General features: G+C 75.5%; 21 protein-coding genes. 12 read left to right on the top strand and 9 right to left on the bottom strand.

Features of this window, described 5'->3' with window-relative positions:
- Positions 1 to 19: 19 nt before the first annotated feature.
- A complete protein-coding gene (locus tag ACFXDE_RS20710) occupies positions 20 to 1435 on the bottom strand; it encodes a LuxR C-terminal-related transcriptional regulator (protein WP_380496167.1) in 1416 nt (471 codons plus the stop codon).
- A 158-nt stretch (positions 1436 to 1593) separates the two neighbouring features.
- On the opposite strand from ACFXDE_RS20710, the gene ACFXDE_RS20705 reads away from it, so the two are divergent.
- Together ACFXDE_RS20705 and ACFXDE_RS20700 are read left to right on the top strand one after the other, a co-directional pair.
- Positions 1594 to 2523 carry an NADP-dependent oxidoreductase gene (locus tag ACFXDE_RS20705; RefSeq protein ID WP_380496165.1) on the top strand — a complete coding sequence of 310 codons (930 nt, stop codon included), beginning with the start codon at positions 1594 to 1596 and terminating at the stop codon, positions 2521 to 2523.
- A 154-nt stretch (positions 2524 to 2677) separates the two neighbouring features.
- A complete protein-coding gene (locus ACFXDE_RS20700; RefSeq protein WP_380436106.1) occupies positions 2678 to 3466 on the top strand; it encodes an SDR family NAD(P)-dependent oxidoreductase in 789 nt (262 codons plus the stop codon).
- On the opposite strand, the gene ACFXDE_RS20695 is transcribed toward ACFXDE_RS20700, so the two are convergent.
- The 4 genes from ACFXDE_RS20695 to ACFXDE_RS20680 all read right to left on the bottom strand — a co-directional run bounded on the left by ACFXDE_RS20695 (position 3420) and on the right by ACFXDE_RS20680 (position 7562).
- Positions 3420 to 4118 carry an ABC transporter ATP-binding protein gene (locus ACFXDE_RS20695; RefSeq protein ID WP_380496163.1) on the bottom strand — a complete coding sequence of 233 codons (699 nt, stop codon included), beginning with the start codon at positions 4116 to 4118 and terminating at the stop codon, positions 3420 to 3422. The two genes, ACFXDE_RS20700 and ACFXDE_RS20695, sit on opposite strands and share 47 nt — an antisense overlap.
- Entirely contained in the window at positions 4118 to 4831 is a 714-nt protein-coding gene (locus ACFXDE_RS20690) for an ABC transporter ATP-binding protein (RefSeq protein WP_380496160.1), read from the bottom strand. Before ACFXDE_RS20690 ends, ACFXDE_RS20695 begins: the two co-directional genes overlap by 1 nt.
- Before the next feature lie 130 nt (positions 4832 to 4961).
- Positions 4962 to 6905 (bottom strand): ABC transporter permease, encoded by a 1944-nt coding sequence (locus ACFXDE_RS20685; protein WP_380496158.1) that lies wholly within the window; start codon positions 6903 to 6905, stop codon positions 4962 to 4964.
- Positions 6906 to 6911: 6 nt separating this feature from the next.
- Positions 6912 to 7562, bottom strand: coding sequence for a hypothetical protein (locus ACFXDE_RS20680; RefSeq protein WP_380496156.1), 651 nt, complete (start codon positions 7560 to 7562; stop codon positions 6912 to 6914).
- A gap of 168 nt (positions 7563 to 7730) precedes the next feature.
- On the opposite strand from ACFXDE_RS20680, the gene ACFXDE_RS20675 reads away from it, so the two are divergent.
- Complete coding sequence (locus tag ACFXDE_RS20675; RefSeq protein ID WP_380436116.1) at positions 7731 to 8342, top strand: hypothetical protein; 612 nt, start codon at positions 7731 to 7733, stop codon at positions 8340 to 8342.
- Positions 8333 to 9721 carry an ABC transporter substrate-binding protein gene (locus tag ACFXDE_RS20670; protein WP_380496154.1) on the top strand — a complete coding sequence of 463 codons (1389 nt, stop codon included), beginning with the start codon at positions 8333 to 8335 and terminating at the stop codon, positions 9719 to 9721. The genes ACFXDE_RS20675 and ACFXDE_RS20670 overlap by 10 nt, the downstream gene beginning before the upstream one ends.
- Positions 9722 to 9734: 13 nt before the next feature.
- Here ACFXDE_RS20670 and ACFXDE_RS20665 read toward each other — a convergent pair whose 3' ends face one another.
- The 3 genes from ACFXDE_RS20665 to ACFXDE_RS20655 form a co-directional block, all read right to left on the bottom strand.
- Positions 9735 to 10925 (bottom strand): PP2C family protein-serine/threonine phosphatase, encoded by a 1191-nt coding sequence (locus ACFXDE_RS20665; RefSeq protein ID WP_380436122.1) that lies wholly within the window; start codon positions 10923 to 10925, stop codon positions 9735 to 9737.
- Between the two features lie 131 nt (positions 10926 to 11056).
- Positions 11057 to 11479 (bottom strand): MarR family winged helix-turn-helix transcriptional regulator, encoded by a 423-nt coding sequence (locus tag ACFXDE_RS20660; RefSeq protein ID WP_380496151.1) that lies wholly within the window; start codon positions 11477 to 11479, stop codon positions 11057 to 11059.
- A gap of 29 nt (positions 11480 to 11508) precedes the next feature.
- Positions 11509 to 12783 carry a M48 family metalloprotease gene (locus ACFXDE_RS20655; RefSeq protein WP_380496149.1) on the bottom strand — a complete coding sequence of 425 codons (1275 nt, stop codon included), beginning with the start codon at positions 12781 to 12783 and terminating at the stop codon, positions 11509 to 11511.
- A 347-nt stretch (positions 12784 to 13130) separates the two neighbouring features.
- On the opposite strand from ACFXDE_RS20655, the gene ACFXDE_RS20650 reads away from it, so the two are divergent.
- Entirely contained in the window at positions 13131 to 14318 is a 1188-nt protein-coding gene (locus tag ACFXDE_RS20650) for a CapA family protein (protein ID WP_380496147.1), read from the top strand.
- Here ACFXDE_RS20650 and ACFXDE_RS20645 read toward each other — a convergent pair.
- Entirely contained in the window at positions 14254 to 14658 is a 405-nt protein-coding gene (locus tag ACFXDE_RS20645; RefSeq protein ID WP_380496145.1) for a hypothetical protein, read from the bottom strand. The genes ACFXDE_RS20650 and ACFXDE_RS20645 overlap by 65 nt on opposite strands.
- A 243-nt stretch (positions 14659 to 14901) precedes the next feature.
- On the opposite strand from ACFXDE_RS20645, the gene ACFXDE_RS20640 reads away from it, so the two are divergent.
- From ACFXDE_RS20640 to ACFXDE_RS20610, 7 genes are all read left to right on the top strand, one after another.
- Positions 14902 to 15402, top strand: a complete 501-nt coding sequence (locus ACFXDE_RS20640; protein ID WP_380496143.1) for a class IV adenylate cyclase — start codon at positions 14902 to 14904, stop codon at positions 15400 to 15402.
- A 240-nt stretch (positions 15403 to 15642) separates the two neighbouring features.
- On the top strand, positions 15643 to 16422 hold the full coding sequence (locus ACFXDE_RS20635; RefSeq protein ID WP_380496140.1) for a 2,3-dihydro-2,3-dihydroxybenzoate dehydrogenase: 780 nt from the start codon (positions 15643 to 15645) through the stop codon (positions 16420 to 16422).
- Between the two features lie 171 nt (positions 16423 to 16593).
- On the top strand, positions 16594 to 17823 hold the full coding sequence (gene dhbC / locus ACFXDE_RS20630) for an isochorismate synthase DhbC (protein WP_380496138.1): 1230 nt from the start codon (positions 16594 to 16596) through the stop codon (positions 17821 to 17823).
- Positions 17824 to 17900: 77 nt separating this feature from the next.
- Entirely contained in the window at positions 17901 to 19658 is a 1758-nt protein-coding gene (locus tag ACFXDE_RS20625; protein ID WP_380496136.1) for a (2,3-dihydroxybenzoyl)adenylate synthase, read from the top strand.
- Between the two features lie 7 nt (positions 19659 to 19665).
- Positions 19666 to 20307 carry an isochorismatase family protein gene (locus tag ACFXDE_RS20620; protein ID WP_380496134.1) on the top strand — a complete coding sequence of 214 codons (642 nt, stop codon included), beginning with the start codon at positions 19666 to 19668 and terminating at the stop codon, positions 20305 to 20307.
- 5 nt (positions 20308 to 20312) lie between these two features.
- On the top strand, positions 20313 to 20540 hold the full coding sequence (locus ACFXDE_RS20615; RefSeq protein WP_380436139.1) for a phosphopantetheine-binding protein: 228 nt from the start codon (positions 20313 to 20315) through the stop codon (positions 20538 to 20540).
- 98 nt (positions 20541 to 20638) lie between these two features.
- Positions 20639 to 21277 (top strand): AMP-binding protein, encoded by a 639-nt coding sequence (locus tag ACFXDE_RS20610; RefSeq protein WP_380496132.1) that lies wholly within the window; start codon positions 20639 to 20641, stop codon positions 21275 to 21277.
- The last annotated feature ends 115 nt before the right edge of the window (positions 21278 to 21392 follow it).

Here is a 21392-nt window from a genome sequence, read left to right as displayed (position 1 = left end):
AACGACTCCTGAGCGTCGGTCACGACGCGACGTACAGCCCCGCCGCCGCCGGCATCCCGGCGCGGTGGGCGAGAGCGGCGGCCTCGCCGCGCGAGGCGACGCCCAGCTTCGCCAGGATGTTGGCGACGTGGAACTTCACCGTCGACTCGCTGATGTGCAGCTCCCGGGCGATCTCGCGGTTGCGCCGGCCGCGCGCCACCTGGTCCAGGACCTCCAGCTCGCGCGGCTGCAGGCCGTCCAGCGGATCCCCGGCGAGAGCCGGTCCGGGCGCCACGAGCGGCAGGTCCACCGTCACCGTGCTGCCCCAGCCGGGCACGGCCTCCACGGCGGCCCGGCCGCCGAGGGCGGCGATCCGGTCGGCGGTGCGGTGCACGGCGAGGGCGTCGGCGGCGAGCAGGCCGGGCCCGTCGTCCCGCACCACCGCCCGCAGCACGTCACCGGCGAACGTCCAGCTCACGTGCAGCCGCGTCACCCCGTCCTGGTCGAGCATGGTGAGGACGGTCGCCCGGACGGCGTCCCGGGCGGTGTGCGCGGTGTCCGCCGGGACGGACCGGGCGGACTCCGCCGGGGGCACCAGGTCCAGCCGGACCCGGCCGTGCCGCAGCAGCGGGCGTAGCTCCTCCGCCAGCCGGGCGAACGCGGTGTCGGCCGGCTCCTCGCTGAGCGTCCGGTCGAGTTCGGCGCCCGCGCGCAGGTCCAGCAGCGCCGTCACGGCCAGTTCGGCGGCGCTGCGGCGCGCGGTCGCGTCGTCCAGGGCGGGCGAGCGCAGCGGCCCGAGGATCGCGGTGAGCGCGGCGCTGTGCATGCCGGTGAACTCGGCGATCGCGCGGGCCCGGGCGTTCGCCGAGGCCCGGGACGTCGCCGCGTGCTTGGGGCCCGCGTCGGTGGCGCGGTGGTGCGAGTGCGTCACGAGCAGCTCCCACAGCTGCTGGAGGACGGCCAGCGCGCCGTCGGGCACCGGCTCGGCGCTCGCGCGGACCAGCACCAGCAGGGCGGCGCCGCCGGCGTCGGGCGCCTTGCCGGTGCCGGGCGCGTTGCCGGTGCCCGCCGCGTTGCCCGTTTCCGGTGCGCTCCCGGTGCCCGGCGTCGCCGAGGCCACCACGACGGGCCGGGTGCGGCCCGCGAGCAGGGCCTCGCCCTGCCACGGCCGGCCCTGCGCGGTCGCGTCGGCGGTGGCCTCGGCGAGCCGGGCCAGCTCCAGGCTGACGACCTCCCCGGCGACCTCCGGCAGGCCGAGCGCGTTCGCGGGGGAGTACGTGCAGATGCCGCTGAGCTGGGCGACCGCCACGTGCGGCACGAGCGTGCCGAGCACCTCGGAGAGGCGGACCAGCAACGTCGGCCGGGGCGCGCGCAGCACCTCGACGGCCCGCGCGAGCGCGTCCTCCGGACGTCCCCACATGCTCTGCCAGTCCACGTCCGCGCTCAGTCCGGTCATGCCGTCCAGCCTAGCCCCGGGGGCGGCCGGCCGACCTGGCCATTGGGAGGGGTGGAACCGTCCGAAAGGACGGCCGGGAGAAGCCGGCCGGGCGCCGAGGATGGAGCCGTACGAGAACACGGGGTCCACGAACTCCTCGACACGGCAAGGACTTTCCCATGACCAAGGCGATCGCTTTCTCCGAGTACGGCGGCGCGGACGTGCTGCGCCCCATCGACCTCGACCTGCCCGCCCCGGGTGCCGGCGAGGTCCTGGTCGAGGTCCGCGCGGCGGGCGTCAACCCGCTGGACCACAAGATCCGGGCCGGCCTGATGGCGGACGTCTTCCCCGCCGCCCTTCCCTTCGTCGCCGGCTTCGAACTGTCCGGCGTGGTCCGGGCCGTCGGTGCGGACGTCACGGCGTGGGCGACCGGTGACGAGGTGTTCGGCGCGGTGATGGGCGGCGCGCACGCCGAGCACGTGATCGTGCCCGCGGCCCAGCTGGCCCGCAAGCCCGCCACGCTGGGCTGGGAGGAGGCCGCGGCGATCCCGGTCGCGGCGGAGACCGCCGAGCGGGCGCTGGCCATCCTCGACGTCCGGCCCGGCGAGACGCTGCTGGTGCACGGCGCGGCCGGCGGGGTCGGCACCGTGCTGCTGCAGTTCGCCCGGGCGCGCGGGATCACGGTCGTCGGCACCGCGAGCGAGGCCAACCACGCCCACCTGCGCGAGCTGGGCGCCATCCCGGTGGCGTACGGCGACGGGCTGGCCGAGCGCGTGCGGGCCGCCGCACCGGGCGGCGTGGACAAGGTGCTGGACGCGGCCGGGGTCGGCGGGGTTTTGCCGCTCTCGATCGAACTGGCGGGCGGCGCCGACCGGGTGCTGACGATCGCCGACTTCGTGGGCGCCGCGGAGCACGGGGTGCGCTTCACCGGCGGTGCCGAGGGTGTCGAGCCCTACTACGACCGCGCGTTCGAGGCCGCGCTCGCGCTGCACGCGGCGGGGGACCTGCGGCTGCCGCTGCACCGGGTGCTCCCGCTCGCCGAGGCGGCGGAGGCGCACCGGGTGAGCGAGCACGGGCACCTGCGGGGGAAGATCGTGCTCACGGTGTGAGGGGCGCACGGATGACAGCTGACAACTTTCAGATAACAGATTTTGAAATCTGTTATCTGAAAGTTGTTCGCCGTTCGCCGTTCGCCGTTCGCGGAGCAGGCCAACCCGGCGCCATCCACGCCTTCCTGACCGTTCGTCGATAGAGTCCGGCGTCATGGTGACTGCGAACGCAACAGGTGGCGGGGTCGGACGGCTCGCGGGCAGGTCCTGCGTGGTGACGGGCGCGGCGAGCGGCATCGGCCGGGCCGTCGCCGAACGTTTCGCCCGCGAGGGTGCGGCGGTGATCGCGACCGATGTCGACGCCGTCGGCCTGGCCCGCCTCGCCGACCAACTCCCTTACGACATCGGCACGGTGGTCGGCGACGTCGCCCGCGACGAGGACGCGCGCCGGATGATCGACGCCGCCGTCGAGCGCAACGGCCGGCTCGACGTCCTGGTCGCCAACGCCGGTGTGCTCCCACTCATGGAGATCACCGAGGCCACCGCCGAGGACTGGGACCACGTCATGGCCATCGACGGCCGCGGCATGTTCCTCACCTGCAAGTACGCGATCGCCGCGATGACCGCCCAGGAGCGGCCCGGCGGCTCGGTCGTCTGCATCTCCTCCATCTCCGGCGAGGCCGGCCAGCGCGGCCAGGCGGTCTACGGCCCGGCCAAGTTCGTCGCCTCCGGCCTCACCAAGCACCTCGCCGTCGAATGGGCCGACCGCGGCATCCGCGTCAACGCCGTCGCCCCCGGCACCATCACCACCGAACGCGTCGTCCGGCTGCGCGACGAACCCGGCGGGCCCGAGTACCTCACCGCGATCGAGAAGCTCCACCCGATGGGCCGGCTCGGCTCCCCGGCGGAGGTCGCGTCGGCCGTGCTGTTCCTGGCCTCCGACGAGGCGTCGTTCATCACGGGAGCCGTCCTGCCGGTGGACGGCGGGTACCTGGCGCAGTAGCGGTCGGCCCGGTGGCGGCGAGTTCGCCCGGCTCGCCGGAGAACACGACCTCGCCGCGGTGCAGCACGTGCACGACGGCCGCGCCCGCCAGGGTGCGGGGGAGTTCCTGCGCGCTCAGGATCACCGTGGTGCCGGCGGTGAGCAGGTGGGCGTGCAGGCGGGCGACGACGGCCGGGGCCAGGCCGCGCTCGGGCTCGTCGAGCAGCAGCACCTCGGGCTCGGTGGCCAAAGCCCGTGCGAGGGCCACGAGTTGCTGCTGCCCGCCGGAGAGCGTGCCGGCCCGGCGGGGTAGCAGCGCGGCCAGCTCGGGAAACAGGCGGAGGGCCGACTCGCCGCCCGGGCCGGCGAGTTGGAGGTGCTCGGCCACCGTCAGCGACGCGAACACCGCCCGCTCCGCCGGCACCAGCGCGAGCCCCGTCCGCACCCGCCGGCGCACCGACAGCCCGGTGACGTCCCGGCCCCGCCACACGACCCGGCCCCCGGACAGCCGGACGAGCCCGGCCAGGGCGTGCAGCGCGCTCGTCCGCCCGGCGCCGTTCGGACCCAGCAGGACGCTCACCAGCCCGGACGGGAACGCCAGGTCCACCCCGTGCAGCGCTTCGAGCGGACCGTACCGGACCCGCGCCGAGCGCAACGCGATCTCCACCGGCATCACGCCACCCCGCCCCACGCCCGGGCCACCCGCGGATCCGCCAGCACCGCCGCCGCGGGACCGGCCGCCACCACCCGGCCGTCCGCCATCGCGTAGACGGTGTCGGCGAGTTCGGCGACCAGACCGGCGTCGTGCTCGACCAGCAGCAGTGCCATCCCGCGCCCCGCGAGTCCCCGCAACACCGCCACCAGCCTGGCCGTCTGGGCCGAATCCAGCCCCGCCGCGGGCTCGTCGAGCAGCAGCACCCGCGGCTCGCCCGCCAGCGCCCGGGCCAGCTCCACCAGGCGCAGCGCCCCGGTCGGCTGCGCCCCGGCCGACTCGCCGGCAACGTCCCGCAGCCCGAACAGCGCGAGTGCCCGCTCCGTGCGCCCCGGGACGTCCGCCCGGTCGGGTCGCTGCTCGGCGCCCACACGGACGTTGTCGGTGACGGAGAGGGTGGGGAAGACGGCGATCTGCTGGAAGGTGCGGGCGAGCCCCAGCCGCACCCGTGCGTGCGCCGCCACCCGTGTGACGTCCCGCCCGCCGAGCAGCACCCGCCCGGCGTCCGGCCGGACCGTCCCGGCCAGGCAGTCGAACAGCGTGCTCTTCCCGGCCCCGTTCGGCCCGATCAGCGCGGTGATCCGCCCGGCGGGCGCGACGAGGTCGACGCCGCCGACGGCCTCGATCCCGCCGTAGCGGCGCACGATGCCGCGGGCGGTGAGGCGGGCGGTCATGGGGCCTCGGCGGCGCTGTCACACATGACAACTTTCAGATAACAGATTTCAAAATCTGTTATCTGAAAGTTGTCAGCTGTCTCCTGTGAAGCCGCGCCCGCGGCCCGCCCGCACGACGCCGTGCCCGCGCTCACCGCTCCTCCTCCCGCGCGATCCGCCCCGCGATCGTCGCCCGCACCCGCCGGCCCGCCGGGGTGAGGCGCCCGGGTGGCAGTGGCGGCGGCGCCTGAGCGGACCTGCGGCCGGGCAGGGCCGCCAGCCCGCCGGGGAGCCGTCCGATGGCGGCGGCGAGGACGCCCACCGCCACCGCCGAGACGCCCGCGACCGTGCCCGCATCGAGGCCGATCAGCAGGGCAGCGGCCAGGACGGCCCCCAGCGCGCTGTCCGCCCCCGCGACCACCACCGCTGCGAACCACAGCAGCCCACGCACCGGGTCGAACGACGCCGCGTCGAAGGCCCGCCCCGCGAGCCCCATCAGCCCGCCGCCCAGCGCCGCGAGCGCCGCGCCCGCCACGAAGGCGAGCAGCTTCAGCCCGGGCACGTCCACCCCCGCCGCGACGGCGCCGGCCTCGTGGTCGCGCATCGCGGTCAGCGCCCGCCCGAGGCGCCCCCGGTGGAGGCCGCGCACGACCGCCGCCCCGAGCCCCAGCAGCAGGAGCTCGGCGACGTAGAAGGCGCGGTCCCCGGCCAGGAAGGACGGCCGGTCGAGGATCAGCCCGGTGGTCGCGTACGGCTGCTGGAAGACGAACCGGCTCATCGCCGTCCCGACCGCGAACGTGACCAGCGCGAGCGCCAGCCCGCGGCGCCGGATCGCCGGCCAGCCGGTGAGCAGCCCGAGCGGCGCGGTCGCGAGCACGGCGAGCAGCAGCGCGGGCGCGGCCGGCAGCGGCGGGAGCCCGGGTACCCGGCCCGACATCAGCAGCGCCGTCCCAAGCGCGCCCATCCCCGCGTACCCCGCCTGGCCGAGCGAGATCTGCCCGCCGTACCCGGTGACGACGACGATCGACAGCAGCACGAGGGCGAGCGCCGGTACGAGCAGCGCGCTGCGCAGGTCGTTGCCCCGGAAGCCGAGCGGCAGCAGGAGCAGCACGAGGCACACCGCCGCCGCACCGCGCCCGCCATCCGCGGCCCCGGGCGCCGAGAACGCGGGAGAGCCGGCCCGTTCGCCGGAGATGCGCGGTCCGGCGAGCAGCGCGGTGGCGAGCAGGGCGATCACGAACAGGTTCGACTGCACCGCCTCCACCAGCGGCAGCAACTGCCCGGCCGGGCGCAGCCGGGTGAGCTCGGCCTGGGCGACGCCGAGGCCGAGCCCGGTGGCGACGGCGACCGGGATGCTGCGCAGCCGGGCCGCGACGGCGACCGCCATGGTCTCCATGACCAGCAGCGGCAGCCCGTACGGGTCGAGCAGCAGGTACGGCGCGAGGGCGATGCCGACCAGTCCGGCGGTGAACGAGCCGAACGCCCACCCGGCGGCCGAGACCCGGTCGGCGTCCACCCCGGCGAGGCCGGCGAGGCGGCGGTCGTCGACGACGGCGCGCAGGTGCAGGCCGAAGCGGGTCCAGCGGGTGGTGGCGGCGACGGCGAGCGCGAGCACGAGGATCGCGGCGAGCTGGGCGACGGTGTCGGGCCGCAACGCGTGCCCGCCGGGCAGCCGGATCGGCGCGCCGCCGAACGGCGAGGGTGCCCCGGCCAGCGGCGCGGCGCCCCACAGCAGCACGACGGCGCCGATGAGCAGCACGAACACGCCGAGCCCGGCGACCATCGTGTCGGCCGGTCCGGCGCCGCGCCGTTGCAGGGGGCGGTAGACGAGGACGTCCAGCAGCACGCCGAGCGCGGGGGCGACGAGCAGCAGGCAGAACGCGACGGCGGGCCACACCGGCCAGTGCCGCACCACGACGAGGTCGCGCAGCAGGTAGGCGACGGCCATCGCCTGCGCGCCCTGCGCGATGTTGAGCACGCCGGTGGCGCGGTGGCACACCACCAGGCCGATGCCGCTGAGCGCGGCGGCGCTGCCGACGGTGAGCCCGGCGAGGGCGAGGTCGACGGTGAGGCCGAGCGAGCCGGAGGCGGCCATCGGGGCTCAGCCGGCGGGCGGGGCGGACTCGCCCGGACGGGTGGTGGTGGCGGGGCCGCCGGGTGCCCCGGGGTCCTCGTCCGGCGTGGTGGGCGGCTCGCAGACCGGGCAGGCCGTCAGGCCCCGGGTCCGGACGGTCTCCGGGTCCACCCGCACGGCCGTGTCCTTCCCGGCGACGAGCGGGCAGTCCGGCCGGTGGTAGTGCGTGCCGCCGGGCACGGCGAGCCACCCGCGGCTCTCGGACTCCGGGGAGAACGACGGGTCCCCGGCAGCCCCCGGCTCGTCCGGCTCGTCCGGCTCGTTCGGATCGTTCGGCTCGACCAGGAGCGCGTACAGCCGCTCCACCCGGAGATCGGTCGGGTCGCCGCGCCCGGACGGGGGCGGCGGCCGCAGTGCGACCAGCACGGCGCCCGCCACGATCAGCGCTGCGCCGGGGATCGTGGACGACGCCAGGTAGGGGATCTGCTGCTCGGCGAAGCGCTCGCCGGACACCCCGTACCAGCCCAGTACGCACAGCACCGCCCCGGCCGCGACGAGCAGCCACCCGGCCCACTCGCGCGTGCCCCGCAGGGCCCGCGGCCGACGGGCGCCGCGCCGGACGGGGGACTCCCGCACGGCGTTCCGGGTGGTTCGTCCGCCGGATTGCGATTCGTCCATCGATCCGCCTTCATGGTGTCACTTGCGACGTTTCCAGGATCGGCCTGGAACGGCATCCGGGACACCACCGGATCGAACCCACCGGATCGAATCTCCGCGAGATCGAATCCGCGAGATCGAACCCCCGCGAGGTCGAACCCGCGAGGGAACACCCGAAAGGGAACAGCAATGCCTGTGACGGAGAGCGGCAAGCCCAGGGTCCTGCGGACGGCGGCGAGCGCGCTGCTCGCGCTGCTGCTGGCCGGATCGGTGGCCGCGTGCAGCAGCAGCAAGTCCGGTTCGTCGGCGGCGTCCTCGGTGAAGTCGGCGGCGTCGGCGGCCGTTTCCTCGGCGTCGGCGGCCATCTCGTCGGCGGTGGCCGGTGCCGGTTCCGCCGCTTCGCCCGGCGCCTCCGCGAGCGGCACCGCGCCCGCCGACCCGGCCGCCGCGAAGGCTGAGGTCACCGCCAACTGGGAGAAGTTCTTCGACCCGGCCACCCCCATCGCCGACAAGGCCAGGCTGCTCCAGAACGGTGACGTGCTGCTCCCCGTCCTCCAGGGCTTCTCCCAGGACCCGCGGGTCGGCCAGGTGCAGGCCAAGGTGTCCGACGTGACGTTCACCGACGCCACGGACGCCACCGTCACCTACGCGCTCTCCCTGCAGGGCACCGTCGTCGAGCCGAGCGCCTCCGGCCAGGCCGTCCTCGACAACGGCACCTGGAAGGTCGGCCGCGCCACGCTCTGCGGCCTCCTCACCCAGGCCGCCGGCGCCAGCGGCACCCCGATCCCCGGATGCGGCTGACGGCCGCCGCCCCCCGCCGGGTGCCCGCCGTCCTGCTGGCCCTGCTCCTGCTGCTGACGGCCTGCGGCACCCGGCTCCCGGACGGCGCGTTCACCGGCCGCCCCACCCCCGCAGGCCCGGGGTCCGGTCCGGGGCCCGGTCCCGGCTCCGCGTCCGGCGCCAACCCGGCCTCGGACACCGGTGTCACCGCCGGCGAGATCCGGATCGGCATCGTCACGTCGCTGACCAGTCCGGTCGGCAGCGACGTGTTCAGCGGCCCGCGCTACGGCGCCCAGGCCTTCTTCCAAGCCCTCAACGACCGCGGCGGCCTGCACGGGCGCACCGTCCGCCTCGTCACGTGCGACGACGCCGGCAGCGGCATCGGCAACCAGGACTGCGTCCACCGCCTGGTCGACCAGGCCCACGTCTTCGCCTTCGCGAGCGGCAGCGTCCTCGACTACGCGGGCGCGCCGTACGTCAGCGGCAAGGCCGTGCCGGACGTCGGCGGGCAGCCGATCGGCACCGCCTACGACCGCTGGCCGCACCTGTACGGCATCTACGGCAGCGCGGCCCCGCGCGACGGGCGGTCGGTGGGCTGGAACGGGACGCTCTACCAGAGCACCGAGGTGTTCCGTTTCTTCAAGGAGCGCCTGGGTGCGGCCAGCGCCGCCGTCGTCGCCTACAACCAGGCCGACTCGGCCCGCTACGCCGCCCAGCTGAAGGCCGGGCTGGAGGCGGAGGGCTACCGGGTGCTGCTCCAGACGGTGGACTTCGCGCTGCCGAACTTCCAGGCGGTCGCCGCCGCCGTCCGCGCCGACGGCTCGCAGCTACTCTTCGACGCCATGGACACCCGCGGCAACGCGGCCCTGTGCCGCGCCCTGGACGAGGCCGGGGCGCGGGTGACGGCGAAGGTGACCAACGTGCAGAACTGGTCGGAGTCGGTGCGCACCGACTACCAGTCCTCACCCGATTGCCGCAACGCGCTCTGGGCGACCTCGTCCAGCTTGAACTACGAGGACCAGCAGTACCCGGCGGTGCGCGACTTCCGGGCGGCTATGGCCCGCTACTACCCCGACCGGGCGGCGCAGCTGTCCGCCTGGGAGCTGGAGGGCTGGGCGGGCGCCCAGTGGCTCACGGACGCGATGGACTCGTGCGGCGCGGCGCTCACCCGGGCCTGCGTGGAGGCGTTCATGAATCGCGCCGAGCCGTACGACGCGCACGGCCTGATCCTGCCCGCCTCCTTCGTCCCCGAGCCGCCGCCCGCGGGCCCCGTGCGCGCCTGCCTGAACGCCGCCCGCTGGCAGGACTCGGCCGGGGGCGGCGCGGGCGGCTGGGTCACCCAGGTGCCGTCGATGACGACGACCTGCTACGACGTGCCCCAGCTGCCGTACAAGCCCTGACCGGTCCGGTGCGTCAGTCGTCCGGGAGCCGCTCGACCACGACCATCGCCGCGTCGTCGTCCAGGTGGCCGCCGACGTGGGCCAGGAGGTCGCGGCGCAGGCGGTGCAGGAGGACGGACGGGCGGTCGGCCTGCCAGGCCGTGACGCGTTCGGTGAGCGGGTAGAAGCGCTTGCGGGCGTCCCGGGCCTCGATCACGCCGTCCGTGTAGATCAGCAGCCGGTCGCCGGGCCGGAACGGGAACACCTCGACCCGGTACTCGCCCGGCGCCAGTTCGCCGAGGCCGAGCGGCGGCGCCGGGTGGTCGGCGGCCAGCGGGGTGATGCCGTCGGCGCGCAGGAGCAGCGGGGGCGGGTGGCCGCAGTCGATCAGGCGGACCTCGGTGCCGTCGTCGGGGATGTCGAGCAGGACGGCGGTGATGAAGGACTCGCCGCTGTCGTCCGCCCCGGCGTCCTCCTCGGGCCCGTCGCCGGAGCCGCCGACCAGCCGCCGGTGGCTCGCCTGGGCGCTGAGCTGGGCGAGGTCCCAGCAGACGCTGCCGTCCAGGTAGGCGGCGAGCCCGGGCAGCTCGGCGTGCAGGTGGGCGGCGGCGCGGAAGGCACCGAGCAGGAGCGCCGCGTCGCCGAGCGAGGACAGGCCCTTGCCGCGCACGTCGCCCACCAGGAGCCGGGTGCCGGTCGGGGTGCGGGCCGCCGCGTAGAGGTCCCCGCCGACCTGTGCCTCGGCCTCGGCGGCCAGGTAGACGGAGGCGAGGTGCAGCGGCCCGATCCGGTCCGGGAGGGGGCGCAGCAGCACCCGCTGGGCGGCCTCGGACACCGAGCGGACCCGGGCCAGCTCGCGCTCGTGCCGGTCGCGCAGCACCCGCAGGGTGACGATCAGCACCGAGACGGCGAGCTGAGCGGCGAGCTGGGTCTGGATGTTCGTGGTGGTGAGGCCCGCCTCCCGGACGCCGCCGATGACGGCGAGCGCGGCGAGCGCGAGCACGGCGACGCCGAACGTGGCGCGGGCGCCGGCCAGGGAGGCGGTGAGCGCCGGGGCCACGATCAGCAGCGGGCCGAGGTGGATGTCCGGCGGCGAGAGGATGTCGACGACCGTGATGACGACGATCAGCGCGAGCGGCAGCGCCGTCAGCGCGCGGCGGTCGAGCCGCCACGGTCGGCGGCGGTCGCGGGGGCGCGGGTCACGGTCTCGCTGCCGTAGTGGCACCTCTCCTCTGTACACCGTGGGGGCGGTGCGGCGCACCCCGGGCGGCGTCCGCGGGGGCCGGTGGGTGGCGGGCGGCGGGTGCGGGGGCCGGTGGGCGTCCGGTGTGGGGGCCGGTGGGCGTCCGGGGAGGGTCAGCCCTCGGCGCCGTAGCGGGCGAGGTAGTCGGCGAAGCGCGAGACGTCGGTGTCGGACCAGTCGGTGAAGCGCTCGGTGAAGGCCAGCCGGCGCTGCTCGTTGGCGTCCCGCAGGAGGGTGAGCCCGGCGTCGGTGGCGCGCAGGATCTGGCCGCGCTGGTCGTCCGGGTCGGTCTCGCGGCGCAGCAGGCCGAGCCGCTCCAGGGCGGTGACCTGCCGGCTGACGGTGGACTTGTCGAGCATGAAGTACGCCGCGACGTCGGCCGCCCGGCAGCCGCCGCGCTCGGTGATCAGGTCGAGGATGCTGTAGGTGACCAGGGAGAGGTCGGGGTGCAGCTGCGAGGCCTTGTGGCGGGCGCGGCGGGCGAAGGCGGTCAGCTCGCGCTGGATGGTGTCGATCGACGTCTGGCGGCCGGGCACGGCGTCCTACCTCCTCGGGATTTGTTGCACTATACAACGGGTTTCGGCGGGGTGCCCGCCGGTCCGCCGGTCGGCCCGTCCGTGGGCTCGTCCGTCGACCGGTCCGTCGGCCCGTCGGTCGACTCGCCCGCCGGTCCGCCCGGTGTCCCGTCGGCGCTCGTGCCCTCGGCCCGCCACGCGCGGGCGGCGGCGATCCGGCGGGTCGCGCTGGGGTGAGTGGCGAACAGTAGCTCAAGCACCCGGGGCGGGTCGACATCGGACACGTTGGCCAGTGCCAGTCTGCGCTGCATCGCGATGAACTGCTCGGCGTCCGAGGTCAGTTCGAGGGCGTGCCGGTCCGCCCTGGCCTCGATCCGGCGGCTCGCCGCGCACTGCGCCGGCCCCGACAGCGCGCCCAGCAGCGCCCCGATCGCCGCCAGCAGCGGCAGCGCCCGCGGATCCGCCGGGTCCGCCGCCCCGGCCGCCTCCAGGAGCGGCCGCCACGTGCCCAGCAGACCCAGCACCACCACCGCCACGGCCGCGCCCGCCGCGCCCAGCACGGTGCCGGTCAGGACGTCCCGGTGCTTCACGTGCCCCAGCTCGTGCGCGACCACCAACTCCACCTCGCGCGGCTCGGCCGTCGACAGCAGCGTGTCGTACGCGACGATCCGGCGGGTCGCGCCCAGCCCCGACACGTACGCGTTCAGCGCGGTCGTCCGCCGGGAGGCGTCCGCCACCAGGACGTCGCGGATCCCGACGCCGTCCCGCTGCGCCAGCGCGAGCAGCGCCGTCCGCAGCGGCCCCTCCGGCATCGGGGTGAAGCGGTTGAACACCGGCTCGACCACGAGCGGGTGCAGGAACGACAGCGCGCCGACGAGCACCGCCGCCGCGCCCGCCCCCGGCACCCACCAGCGCTCCGGCGACCACGCCGTCAGCGCGAACAGCCCGAGCGCGAGCGGCAGGACCAGCACGAGCGCCAGCGCCAGGCCGCGCACCGCGTCCAGCGCCCAGCCCGCCCAGCCCTGCGTGACCAGCCCGTACCGGGCCCGGACGGTCCGCGCGCCGGCGCCGAACGGCAGCTGCGCCGCCTGGCCGAGCACGACGAGCGCCGCCGCGCCCGCCAGGACCTCGGCCGTGCGGGAGCCGCCGAACCAGCCGCCGACGGCGCTCACCAGGCCCGCCCCTGTGGGGGTGAGGCCGAGGACGAGGGTGAGCGCGAGACCGGTCAGCCGCCCGCCCAGCGCCCACGGGAGCTGGGCGCGGCGCAGGGCCCGGCCGCGGGCGCGTTCGGCGGGGGTGAAGTCGTCCGTGGTCGTGGTGTCCATGGGAGGGGTGCGGCTCCGGGGTCCTGGACGGCGGGTGTCGGGGTGCAGCGTGTCTGGGTGCAGCGTGTCGGGGTGCAGTGTGTCGGGGTTCAGCATGGCGCACCGGGCCGGGGCGTGGCCCGTCCTCGGGCGGGTTCACCCTCCGTTGGCCGGGTGGGCCCTGGCTTCGGGCGGGCGGGTTCCGGCTCCGGTCTTGTCCGCACTGTGTCCGAACGGTGCCGAAACCGCGCGGGTGCGTGACGTAGGCTGACCGCTCTTGTGCCGATGCTCCGCGCGGCCGCTTCGTCGTGCTGCTCTGCGTTGCCGCTTCGTCTTGCTGCTGGTGTTGATCTCGGGGGGAACCACTCATGCGCCGCGCCGTCTCGTCCGCTGCCGCCTGCACCGCGCTCCTGCTCGGGCTGACGGGTGTCGCCGCGTGCGGGCCCGACGACGCGGCGTCCGGGGCCGGAGCCTCTGGGCCCGGGGCCTCCGCGTCCGCCGCCGCCCCGTCGGCCGCGGCTTCCGGGAAGGGCTCCTCCGCGCCGACCGCCTCCGCGGCAGCTCCCGCCCCCGCGACGGCCAAGCCGACGGCGCCGCGGCCCGACGGGACCATCCGGGTGGCCTTCGCCGGGGACGTCCACTTCGAGGGCCGCACCGAGGCCCGGCTCGCCGTGCAGCCGCCCGAGCCGCCGCTCGGCCCGATCTCCGCGACCCTCGCGGACGCCGACCTGTCCGTGCTCAACCTGGAGACCGCGATCACCGGCCGCGGCGCCCCCGAGCCCAAGCTCTACACCTTCCGCACCACGCCCAAGGCGCTCGACGCCCTCAAGGCCTCCGGCGTCGACGTCGTCTCCATGGCCAACAACCACGCCGTCGACTTCGGCGCCGACGGCCTCGCCGACACCCTCGCGGCCAAGGACTCCGCGCCGATCCCGGTCATCGGCGTCGGCCGCACCGCCAAGGAGGCGTACGCGCCGTACGTCTCCACGGTGCGCGGCGTGAAGGTCGCCGTCGTCGCGGCCAGCCAGATCGAGGACCTCACCAACCAGAAGTGGCGCGCCGGCGCCGCCAAGCCGGGCATCGCCTCCGCCCTCGACGTCCCCGCCGTCGTCAAGGCGGTGGAGGACGCGAAGCGCCAGGCCTCCGTCGTCCTCGTCTACCTGCACTGGGGCGAGGAGGGCAAGGCCTGCCCGACCGCCGACCAGACGTCCATCGCGAAGAAGCTCGCCGCCGCCGGCGCCACCGCCGTGGTCGGCACCCACGCCCACACGATGGTCGGCTCCGGCATGCTCGGGAACACCTACATCGGGTACGGCTTCGGCAACTTCCTCTGGTACGGCACCTCCAACTACCCGTTCTCGAACGAGACCGGCGTCACCACGCTGACCGTCACCGGCGACGGCCGGGTGACCGGCGAGGCGTTCGCCCCGGCGACGGTCGACGACCGGGGCGTCCCGGTGCCCGTCACCGGCGCCGCCGCCGAGGCCGCGCTCAAGCGGCGCGACGGCCTGCGCGGCTGCGCGGGACTCGCGCCCGCTCCCGCCGCCGCGCACTGAGCTCGCCGACGTCCCGGGTGGTCAGCGCCGCGGCCGCGGCCAGCCCGGTGCCGCGCGACGCGGCCAGCCGCTCGCGGACCTCGCGCGGCGTGCGCGGGCGCCAGCCGGGCCCGTCGCAGCACGAGGAGTGGAACGTCACGCCCGCGCGCAGCAGCGCCGTGAGCGCCCGCCAGCCGGCGTCGTCCCGCTTCCCCGGCACCTCCAGGTCGTGCCCGGCGTCCGTCAACTGCCCGCCGCAGCGCGGGCACCCGTCCTGCCCGGGTGCGCCGTGGCGCTTCATCGACACCCGGCAGGACACGCAGACGTAGTGGCGCCGGGAGGTCTGAGATCGCGTGCACATGCACGCCAGGCTAGGAGAGCCGGCGCGCGGCGGCACCCGGTTTTCGGCACGTGCGGACGACGGCAGGATCGGCCCCCCGGGGCGGACCGTCGGGTGGCACCGTCTGAGTGGCACCGTCCGAATGGCGCCGTCGTGTGGCCCGGAAGGCGGACGGATGATCGAGGCGGAACTGAAAGCGCTCGTGCGCCGACCGGGGCGGTCCTGCGCGACCTGGAGGGCGGGTACGGTCCGGGGCGGGCGGAGGTGTACCGGGACACCTCGTACGACACGCCGGGCGGTGAACTGCTCGACGGCGACCGGGAGCTGCGGATCCGCGAGATCGAAGGCGCGGACGGATCCCGGCGCGCGCTGCTCACCTACAAGAGCCCCCGGGTGGACGGACCGTCCGGCTCGAAGCCCGAGCACGAGACGGCGGTGGCGGACGCCGGAGCCGCCCACGGCATAGCCCGGGGCCTCGGGTACCTGCCCCGGCTCGCCTTCGAGAAGCGCTGCCGCAACTACGCGGTGGAACGCGACGGCCGCCGCCTCCTCGCGACCCTCGTCCGGGTCCCCGGGCTCGACGGGGTGTACCTGGAGGTGGAGACGGCCGCCGAGGGCTCGGGCGGGCTGGCCCCGGCGCTGGACGTGGTGCGCGGGCTGATGGTCGAACTCGGCATCGAGGACGGCGACTTCACCCCAGAGCTCTACACGGACGCGGTGGCGGCCCGGCGCGGTGCGGGGGGTGGGGGCCGGACGGGGCGGTGAGCTGTGGGCCGGCGGGGTTCCGATGGGCGGGCTGCTGCTCTTCGGGCTGCGGTGCTTCGGACTGCGGTGCTTCGGACTGCCGTGCTTGGGACTGCCGTGCTTCGGGCTGTCGGGGCTTCAGGAGGCCGGGTGCCCGGGGTGGTTCGGTCGCGGGAGCACCGTGCCTCCCGGCGCCTGGGCGTGGACGAACAGCTGTGTTAGGTTAGCCTTACCTAATAGAGCTGGTCGGAGGGGAAGTCCGTGCTGCAGTCCGAACTCGCCGGTACGGTCGCCCTGGTCACCGGGGCCGCCCGGGGCATCGGTGCGGCCGTCGTCCGGGCGCTGGTCGCCGAGGGGGCCGTCGTCGCGGCGGCGGACCGTGACGCCGGCGCGCTCGCCGAGCTCGCCGAGGAGTCGCCCGCCATCCGCCCGTACGTCCTGGACGTGACGGATCCGGCCGCCGTCGAGGCCGTCGTGGCGTCCGTCGAGGCCCGACTCGGGCCGCTGGGCGCCCTGGTGAACGTCGCCGGGATCCTCCGTGCCGCACCCGCCGTCGAACTCTCCGACCGGGACTGGGCGGACATCTTCGCCGTCAACTCCAACGGGGTGTTCCACGCGTGCCGCGCGGCCGGCCGGCGGATGGCCGAGCGCGGGGGCGGTGCCATCGTGACCGTCGGCTCCAATGCCGCCGGCGTGCCCCGCGCCGGGATGGCCGCCTACGCGGCCTCCAAGGCGGCGGCCACCATGTTCACCCGCTGCCTCGGGCTCGAACTCGCCCGCTCGGGCGTGCGCTGCAACATCGTCTCACCCGGCTCGACCGACACCCCGATGCAGCGCTCCCTCTGGGGCGACGACGCGGAGGCCGCCCAACAACGCGTGATCGACGGCGACTTGGCCGCCTGGCGGATCGGCATCCCGCTCGGTCGGATCGCAGCACCCGCCGACGTCGCCGAGGCGGTGCTGTTCCTGGTCTCCGACCGGGCCCGGCACATCACCATGCACGACCTGTACGTCGACGGCGGCGCCACCCTGCGCGCCTGACGGGCGTATCGGGCCCTCGGGCCGCCGTTCCGTTCCCCGGGCCCCCAGGCCCGTTCTGGTCCTTTCCGGTCCTTTCCGATCCTTCCCGGCCGACGTCTCCCCAGGCCCCCGTCGGCCGTCAACTCCCGGGCAGCTCCCGGACGTCCACCCCACGCAGACTGGAGACTTCAGGTGACCACGGTCCACCACGCCCCCGTCGGGGACCCGCCGTATCCCCCCGCGGCCACCACCGCCCCGGACCACACCGTCATCGGCGCGGCCAGCGGCCTGCTCGGCCAGTACCGGGCGGCCCCCGACGAGGCCTTCTTCGCCTCGCCGACCCGCACCCTGCTCACCTCCGGCGTCCACGCCCGGGTGCCGCAGGACGGGCGCCCGCTGCCCGCCCGCGTGGCCGCCACGCTCGACGACGCCCGCCGGGCCGGGGTCGAACGACCGTTCGTGGTGGGCGCGGTGGCGTTCGACCACGACGCGCGGGCCGAACTCTCCGTGCCCGTCCGGGTCCGCGCCACCGGCGCGCTGCGCGACGACCCGCTGATAGCCCTCCCCGCGCCGCCCGCCGAACAGGTGGACTGGCAGGTGCGACCGGTGCCCGCACCCGCCGGGTACGGCGCCGGCGTCGCGGCGGCCGTCGAGCGGCTGCGCGCAGGGGAGTTGAGCAAGGTCGTCCTGGCCCGCACGCTGGAACTCACCTCCGGCGCCCCGCTCGACCTGCCCGCCGTGCTCCAGCGCCTGGCCCGCCGCGACCCCGGCGGCTACACCTTCGCCGTCCCCGCCGGCGGCGGCCGCACGCTGATCGGCGCCAGCCCCGAACTCCTGCTCTCCCGCCGAGGAACGGCCGTCCTCGCCAACCCGCTGGCCGGCTCGGTGCCGCGCAGCGCCGACCTCGGTGAGGACGTCCGCCGGGCGGCCGCCCTCCTGGAATCGCCCAAGGACCTGCACGAACACGCCGTCGTGGTCGACGCCATCCGCACCGCGTTGGCACCGTACTGCCGCACCCTCGACATCCCCGCGCGGCCGACCCTCGTGCGGACGGCCGCCATGTGGCACCTCGCGACGACGATCACCGGCGAACTGGCCGACCCGGCCGCCTCCGCGCTGGAACTGGCCGCCGCGCTGCACCCCACCCCGGCGGTGTGCGGCACCCCGACAGCCGCCGCCCGCAGAGTCATCGGCGAGACCGAACCCTTCGACCGCGGCCTGTACGCCGGCATGGTCGGCTGGGGCGACGAGGACGGCGACGGCGAGTGGGTGGTCACCATCCGCTGCGCCGAGGCGCACGAGCGCACGCTGCGCGTCTTCGCGGGCGCGGGCGTCGTCGCGCAGTCCCGGCCGGAGGCCGAACTCGCCGAGACCGAGGCCAAGTTCCGCACTTTCCTGGACGCGGCGGGGGTGCCGCGATGAGTCGGCTGGACGAGGCGACGGGGTCGGAAGAGGCGACGGGGTCGGAGGAGGCGACGGCTCCGAGCGAGGTGACGCCCATGGACGAGGTGCTGGCCGGATTCACCCTGTACCCGGCCGAGTTCGCCGAGCGCTACCGGGCCGCCGGGCACTGGTGCGGCGAGACCTTCGGCCGGATGCTACGCGAACGCGCCGCCGCGCACGGCGAGCGCGTCGCGATCGTCGATCCGGCGGGGGAGGGACGGCGCTGGACGTACGCCGAACTCGACCGCCGGGCCGACCGGATGGCCGCCGGACTGCTGGCCCGGGGGATCCGGCGCGGGGATCGCGTCGTGGTCCAACTGCCCAACGTCGCCGAGTTCTTCGAGCTGGTCTTCGGGCTGTTCCGGATCGGGGCGCTGCCGGTCTTCGCGCTGCCCGCCCACCGGTACACCGAGATCGGGCACTTCTGCTCCTTCACGGGCGCGGTCGCGTACGCGATCCCGGACGTCGACGGGGGCTTCGACTACCGCGAACTGGCGGACCGGGTACGGGCGGAGAGTCCCACGCTGCGGCTGGTGCTGGTGGCGGGCGAGGACCCCGGGGGGCACGTGCGGCTGGCCGACGTGCCCTGCGATGTGCTGCCCTGTGACATGCCCCTCGGAGGGGAGTTCGGCGAGCCGCAGCCCGGAGACGTCGCGTTCCTCCAACTCTCCGGCGGCAGCACCGGCGTACCGAAACTGATCCCGCGCACCCACGACGACTACATCTACTCCCTGCGCGGCTCCGTCGAGCTGTGCGCTCTGGGCCAGGACAGCGTCTACCTGTGCGCCCTGCCCGTCGCGCACAACTTCCCGCTCAGCTCGCCCGGTTCGCTCGGCACGCTGTACGCGGGCGGCCGGGTGGTGCTCTGCCCGCGGCCGGGCCCCGAAACGGCGTTCCCGCTGGTCGGGCGCGAGGGCGTGACGATCACCGGCCTGGTACCGCCGCTCGCCCTGCTCTGGCTGGACGCCGCCGAGCGCGGCGCGCGCGGCTTCGAGAGTCTGGAGGTGCTGCTGGTCGGCGGCGCCAAGTTCAGCGAGGAGGCCGCCCGCCGGGTGGGCCCGCTCCTCGGCTGCACGCTCCAGCAGGTGTTCGGCATGGCCGAGGGGCTCGTCAACTACACCCGCCTGGACGACCCCGACGACGTCATCACCACGACCCAGGGCCGCCCGATCTCCCCGGACGACGAGGTCCGGGTCGTCGACGACCACGACCGGGACGTGCCGGACGGGACCACCGGCCACCTGCTCACCCGCGGCCCGTACACGATCCGCGGGTACTGGAACGCGCCCGGACACAACGCCGACTCCTTCACGGCGGACGGCTTCTACCGCACCGGGGACCTCGTCCGGCGCACTTCCACCGGCCATCTCGTGGTCGAGGGCCGTGCCAAGGACCAGATCAACCGAGGCGGCGAGAAGGTGGCCGCCGAGGAGATCGAGAACTACCTGCTCGCCCACCCGGCCGTGCACGACGCGGCCGTGGTGTCGATGCCCGACCCCTACCTCGGCGAACGCACCTGCGCGTACGTCGTCTTGCGGCGGGCCGACCGCGAACACCCCCCGAAGGCAGTCGAGTTGAAGCGATTCGTGCGCGGGCGCGGGCTCGCCGACTACAAGGTGCCGGACCGGGTCGAGTTCGTCGACGCCTTCCCCGCCACCGGCATCGGCAAGGTGAGCAAGAAGGACCTGCGAGCCGCCATCGCCGCCGCCCTCCGTACGGCCCCTGGCTCGAACGCCGGCCCGGACGCCGGCTCGAACGCCGCCCTGAATGTTGGCCCGAACGTCGGGCCGAACGTCGGCCCGAACCGAAAGTAGTGACGCCGTGGGCCTGCCCCGCATCCCCTCGTACCCCATGCCCGGCGCCGCCGAGCTGCCCGCAAACCGGGTGGCCTGGACGGTCGACCCGTCGCGCGCCGTCCTCCTGGTGCACGACCTGCAGAACCACTACCTCTCCGCCTTCGACACGTCCGCCGCCCCGGTGCCCGAACTCTTCGGCAACGTAGGGCGGTTGGCCGAGGCGGCCCGCGCCCGGGGAATCCCGGTCGTGTACTCGGCCCAGCCCGGCGGGCAGAGCGCGATCGAACGCGGTCTCCAGCAGGACTTCTGGGGCCCCGGGATCCCGGACGCCCCGCACGCGGTGGCGATCGCCGACGCCGTGGCACCGGCCCCCGGGGACACCGTCCTGACCAAGTGGAAGTACAGCGCCTTCGTCCGCACCGAGCTGGCGGGCCTGCTGCGCGAACAGGGCCGGGACCAGCTGGTGATCACCGGCGTCTACGCCCACATCGGCGTCCAGGCCACGGCCTGCGACGCGTGGATGCGCGACCTGCCGGCCTTCGTGGTGGCCGACGCCGTCGCCGACTTCGGGCCGGACGAGCACCGCGCCGCGCTCGCCTGGGTGGCCGGCCGCTGCGGGCAGGTCACCACCACCGACGCCGTCCTGAGCATGCTGGAAGGGAAGTGAGCGCCATGGCCTTCACCGTGGAGCGGATCCGGGCCGAGGTCGCCGACCTGCTCGGCGAGGACCCGGCGGACATCCCGCTGGACGAGGACCTGGCGGACTGGGGCCTGGACTCGGTGCGGCTGATGTCGCTCGCCGAGCGCTGGCGGGCCGAGGGCGCGGACGTCGCGTTCGTGCGGCTGGCCGAGCGGCCGGAGGTCGGGGCCTGGGCCGCGCTGCTGGGCGCGGCGGCGTGACGGCCGTGGCTGCGCCGGCCGTGGTTGCGCCGGGTGGGGTTGCGCCGGATGGGGCGCGCGCCGTCGCACCCGCCGTCGCGCCCGCGGTGGCGGTCACCGTGATCGGTGGCGCGCGGCCGGCGCGGGCGGCTGAGCACCCGCCGACCACCGTGATCGGCCCGGTGGAGGCGCAGGCCGCCCGGACGCCCGCCGCACCCGCGCTGGTGCTCGCGGGCGGGTCGGTGGTGACGTACGGCGAGCTGAACGCGGCGGCCAACCGGCTGGCGCGCGCCCTGGCCGCGCGGGGTGCCCGGCCGGGCACGGTCGTCGGGCTGGGCCGGCTGAGACCGGTGGACCAGCTGACCGCGCTGTTGGCGGTGGCCAAGTCGGGGGCGGCGTTCCTGACCCCAGAGCCGGGGGAGCTCGGGGACTTGGAGGAGCCGAGAGACGCTGGCGTCCGGGCCGCGGCGACTCCGCTGCTGGTGCTGGAGGAGGACGACCTGGCGGTCGCCGGCGGGCTCGCCACCGACCCGCCCAGGGCACTGACGCCGCAGCACCCGTTGTGCGTCGCCCCCGGCCCGGGCTCCCGCCCGTCGGCCGCCCGGCTGACGCACGGCGAAGCGGACCGCCGGGTGCGCGAGCTCCAGGCGGCGTACCGGCTGGGCCCGGACGACCGGGTGCTTCAGACGGGGCTGCCGACGTGGGCGTACTTCTGGCCGCTGCGGACGGGTGCGGCGATCGTGCTCGCTGACGGCTGACGGCTGACGGCTGACGGCTGACGGCTGACGGCTGACGGGCGACGGCCGACAGAAGACAGCGAACAACTTTCAGATGACAGATTTCAAAATCTGTCATCTGAAAGTTGTCATCTGT

Origin of the sequence: Kitasatospora sp. NPDC059408 (assembly GCF_042751525.1) — a bacterium.
Classification (GTDB): domain Bacteria; phylum Actinomycetota; class Actinomycetes; order Streptomycetales; family Streptomycetaceae; genus Kitasatospora.
The sequence above is the reverse complement of the archived record's forward strand: the minus strand, read 5'-3'. Positions and strand labels throughout refer to the sequence as shown.

Coding starts and splice junctions, on each gene's coding strand:
- ACFXDE_RS20700 (WP_380436106.1), top strand. CDS start 2,678: ATGGTGACTGCGAACGCAACAGGTGGCGGGGTCGGACGGCTCGCGGGC.
- ACFXDE_RS20645 (WP_380496145.1), bottom strand. CDS start 14,658: ATGTGCACGCGATCTCAGACCTCCCGGCGCCACTACGTCTGCGTGTCC.
- ACFXDE_RS20650 (WP_380496147.1), top strand. CDS start 13,131: ATGCGCCGCGCCGTCTCGTCCGCTGCCGCCTGCACCGCGCTCCTGCTC.
- ACFXDE_RS20655 (WP_380496149.1), bottom strand. CDS start 12,783: ATGGACACCACGACCACGGACGACTTCACCCCCGCCGAACGCGCCCGC.
- ACFXDE_RS20705 (WP_380496165.1), top strand. CDS start 1,594: ATGACCAAGGCGATCGCTTTCTCCGAGTACGGCGGCGCGGACGTGCTG.
- ACFXDE_RS20695 (WP_380496163.1), bottom strand. CDS start 4,118: ATGCCGGTGGAGATCGCGTTGCGCTCGGCGCGGGTCCGGTACGGTCCG.
- ACFXDE_RS20625 (WP_380496136.1), top strand. CDS start 17,901: ATGGACGAGGTGCTGGCCGGATTCACCCTGTACCCGGCCGAGTTCGCC.
- ACFXDE_RS20615 (WP_380436139.1), top strand. CDS start 20,313: ATGGCCTTCACCGTGGAGCGGATCCGGGCCGAGGTCGCCGACCTGCTC.
- ACFXDE_RS20670 (WP_380496154.1), top strand. CDS start 8,333: ATGCGGCTGACGGCCGCCGCCCCCCGCCGGGTGCCCGCCGTCCTGCTG.
- ACFXDE_RS20675 (WP_380436116.1), top strand. CDS start 7,731: ATGCCTGTGACGGAGAGCGGCAAGCCCAGGGTCCTGCGGACGGCGGCG.
- ACFXDE_RS20680 (WP_380496156.1), bottom strand. CDS start 7,562: ATGGACGAATCGCAATCCGGCGGACGAACCACCCGGAACGCCGTGCGG.
- ACFXDE_RS20710 (WP_380496167.1), bottom strand. CDS start 1,435: ATGACCGGACTGAGCGCGGACGTGGACTGGCAGAGCATGTGGGGACGT.
- ACFXDE_RS20690 (WP_380496160.1), bottom strand. CDS start 4,831: ATGACCGCCCGCCTCACCGCCCGCGGCATCGTGCGCCGCTACGGCGGG.
- ACFXDE_RS20685 (WP_380496158.1), bottom strand. CDS start 6,905: ATGGCCGCCTCCGGCTCGCTCGGCCTCACCGTCGACCTCGCCCTCGCC.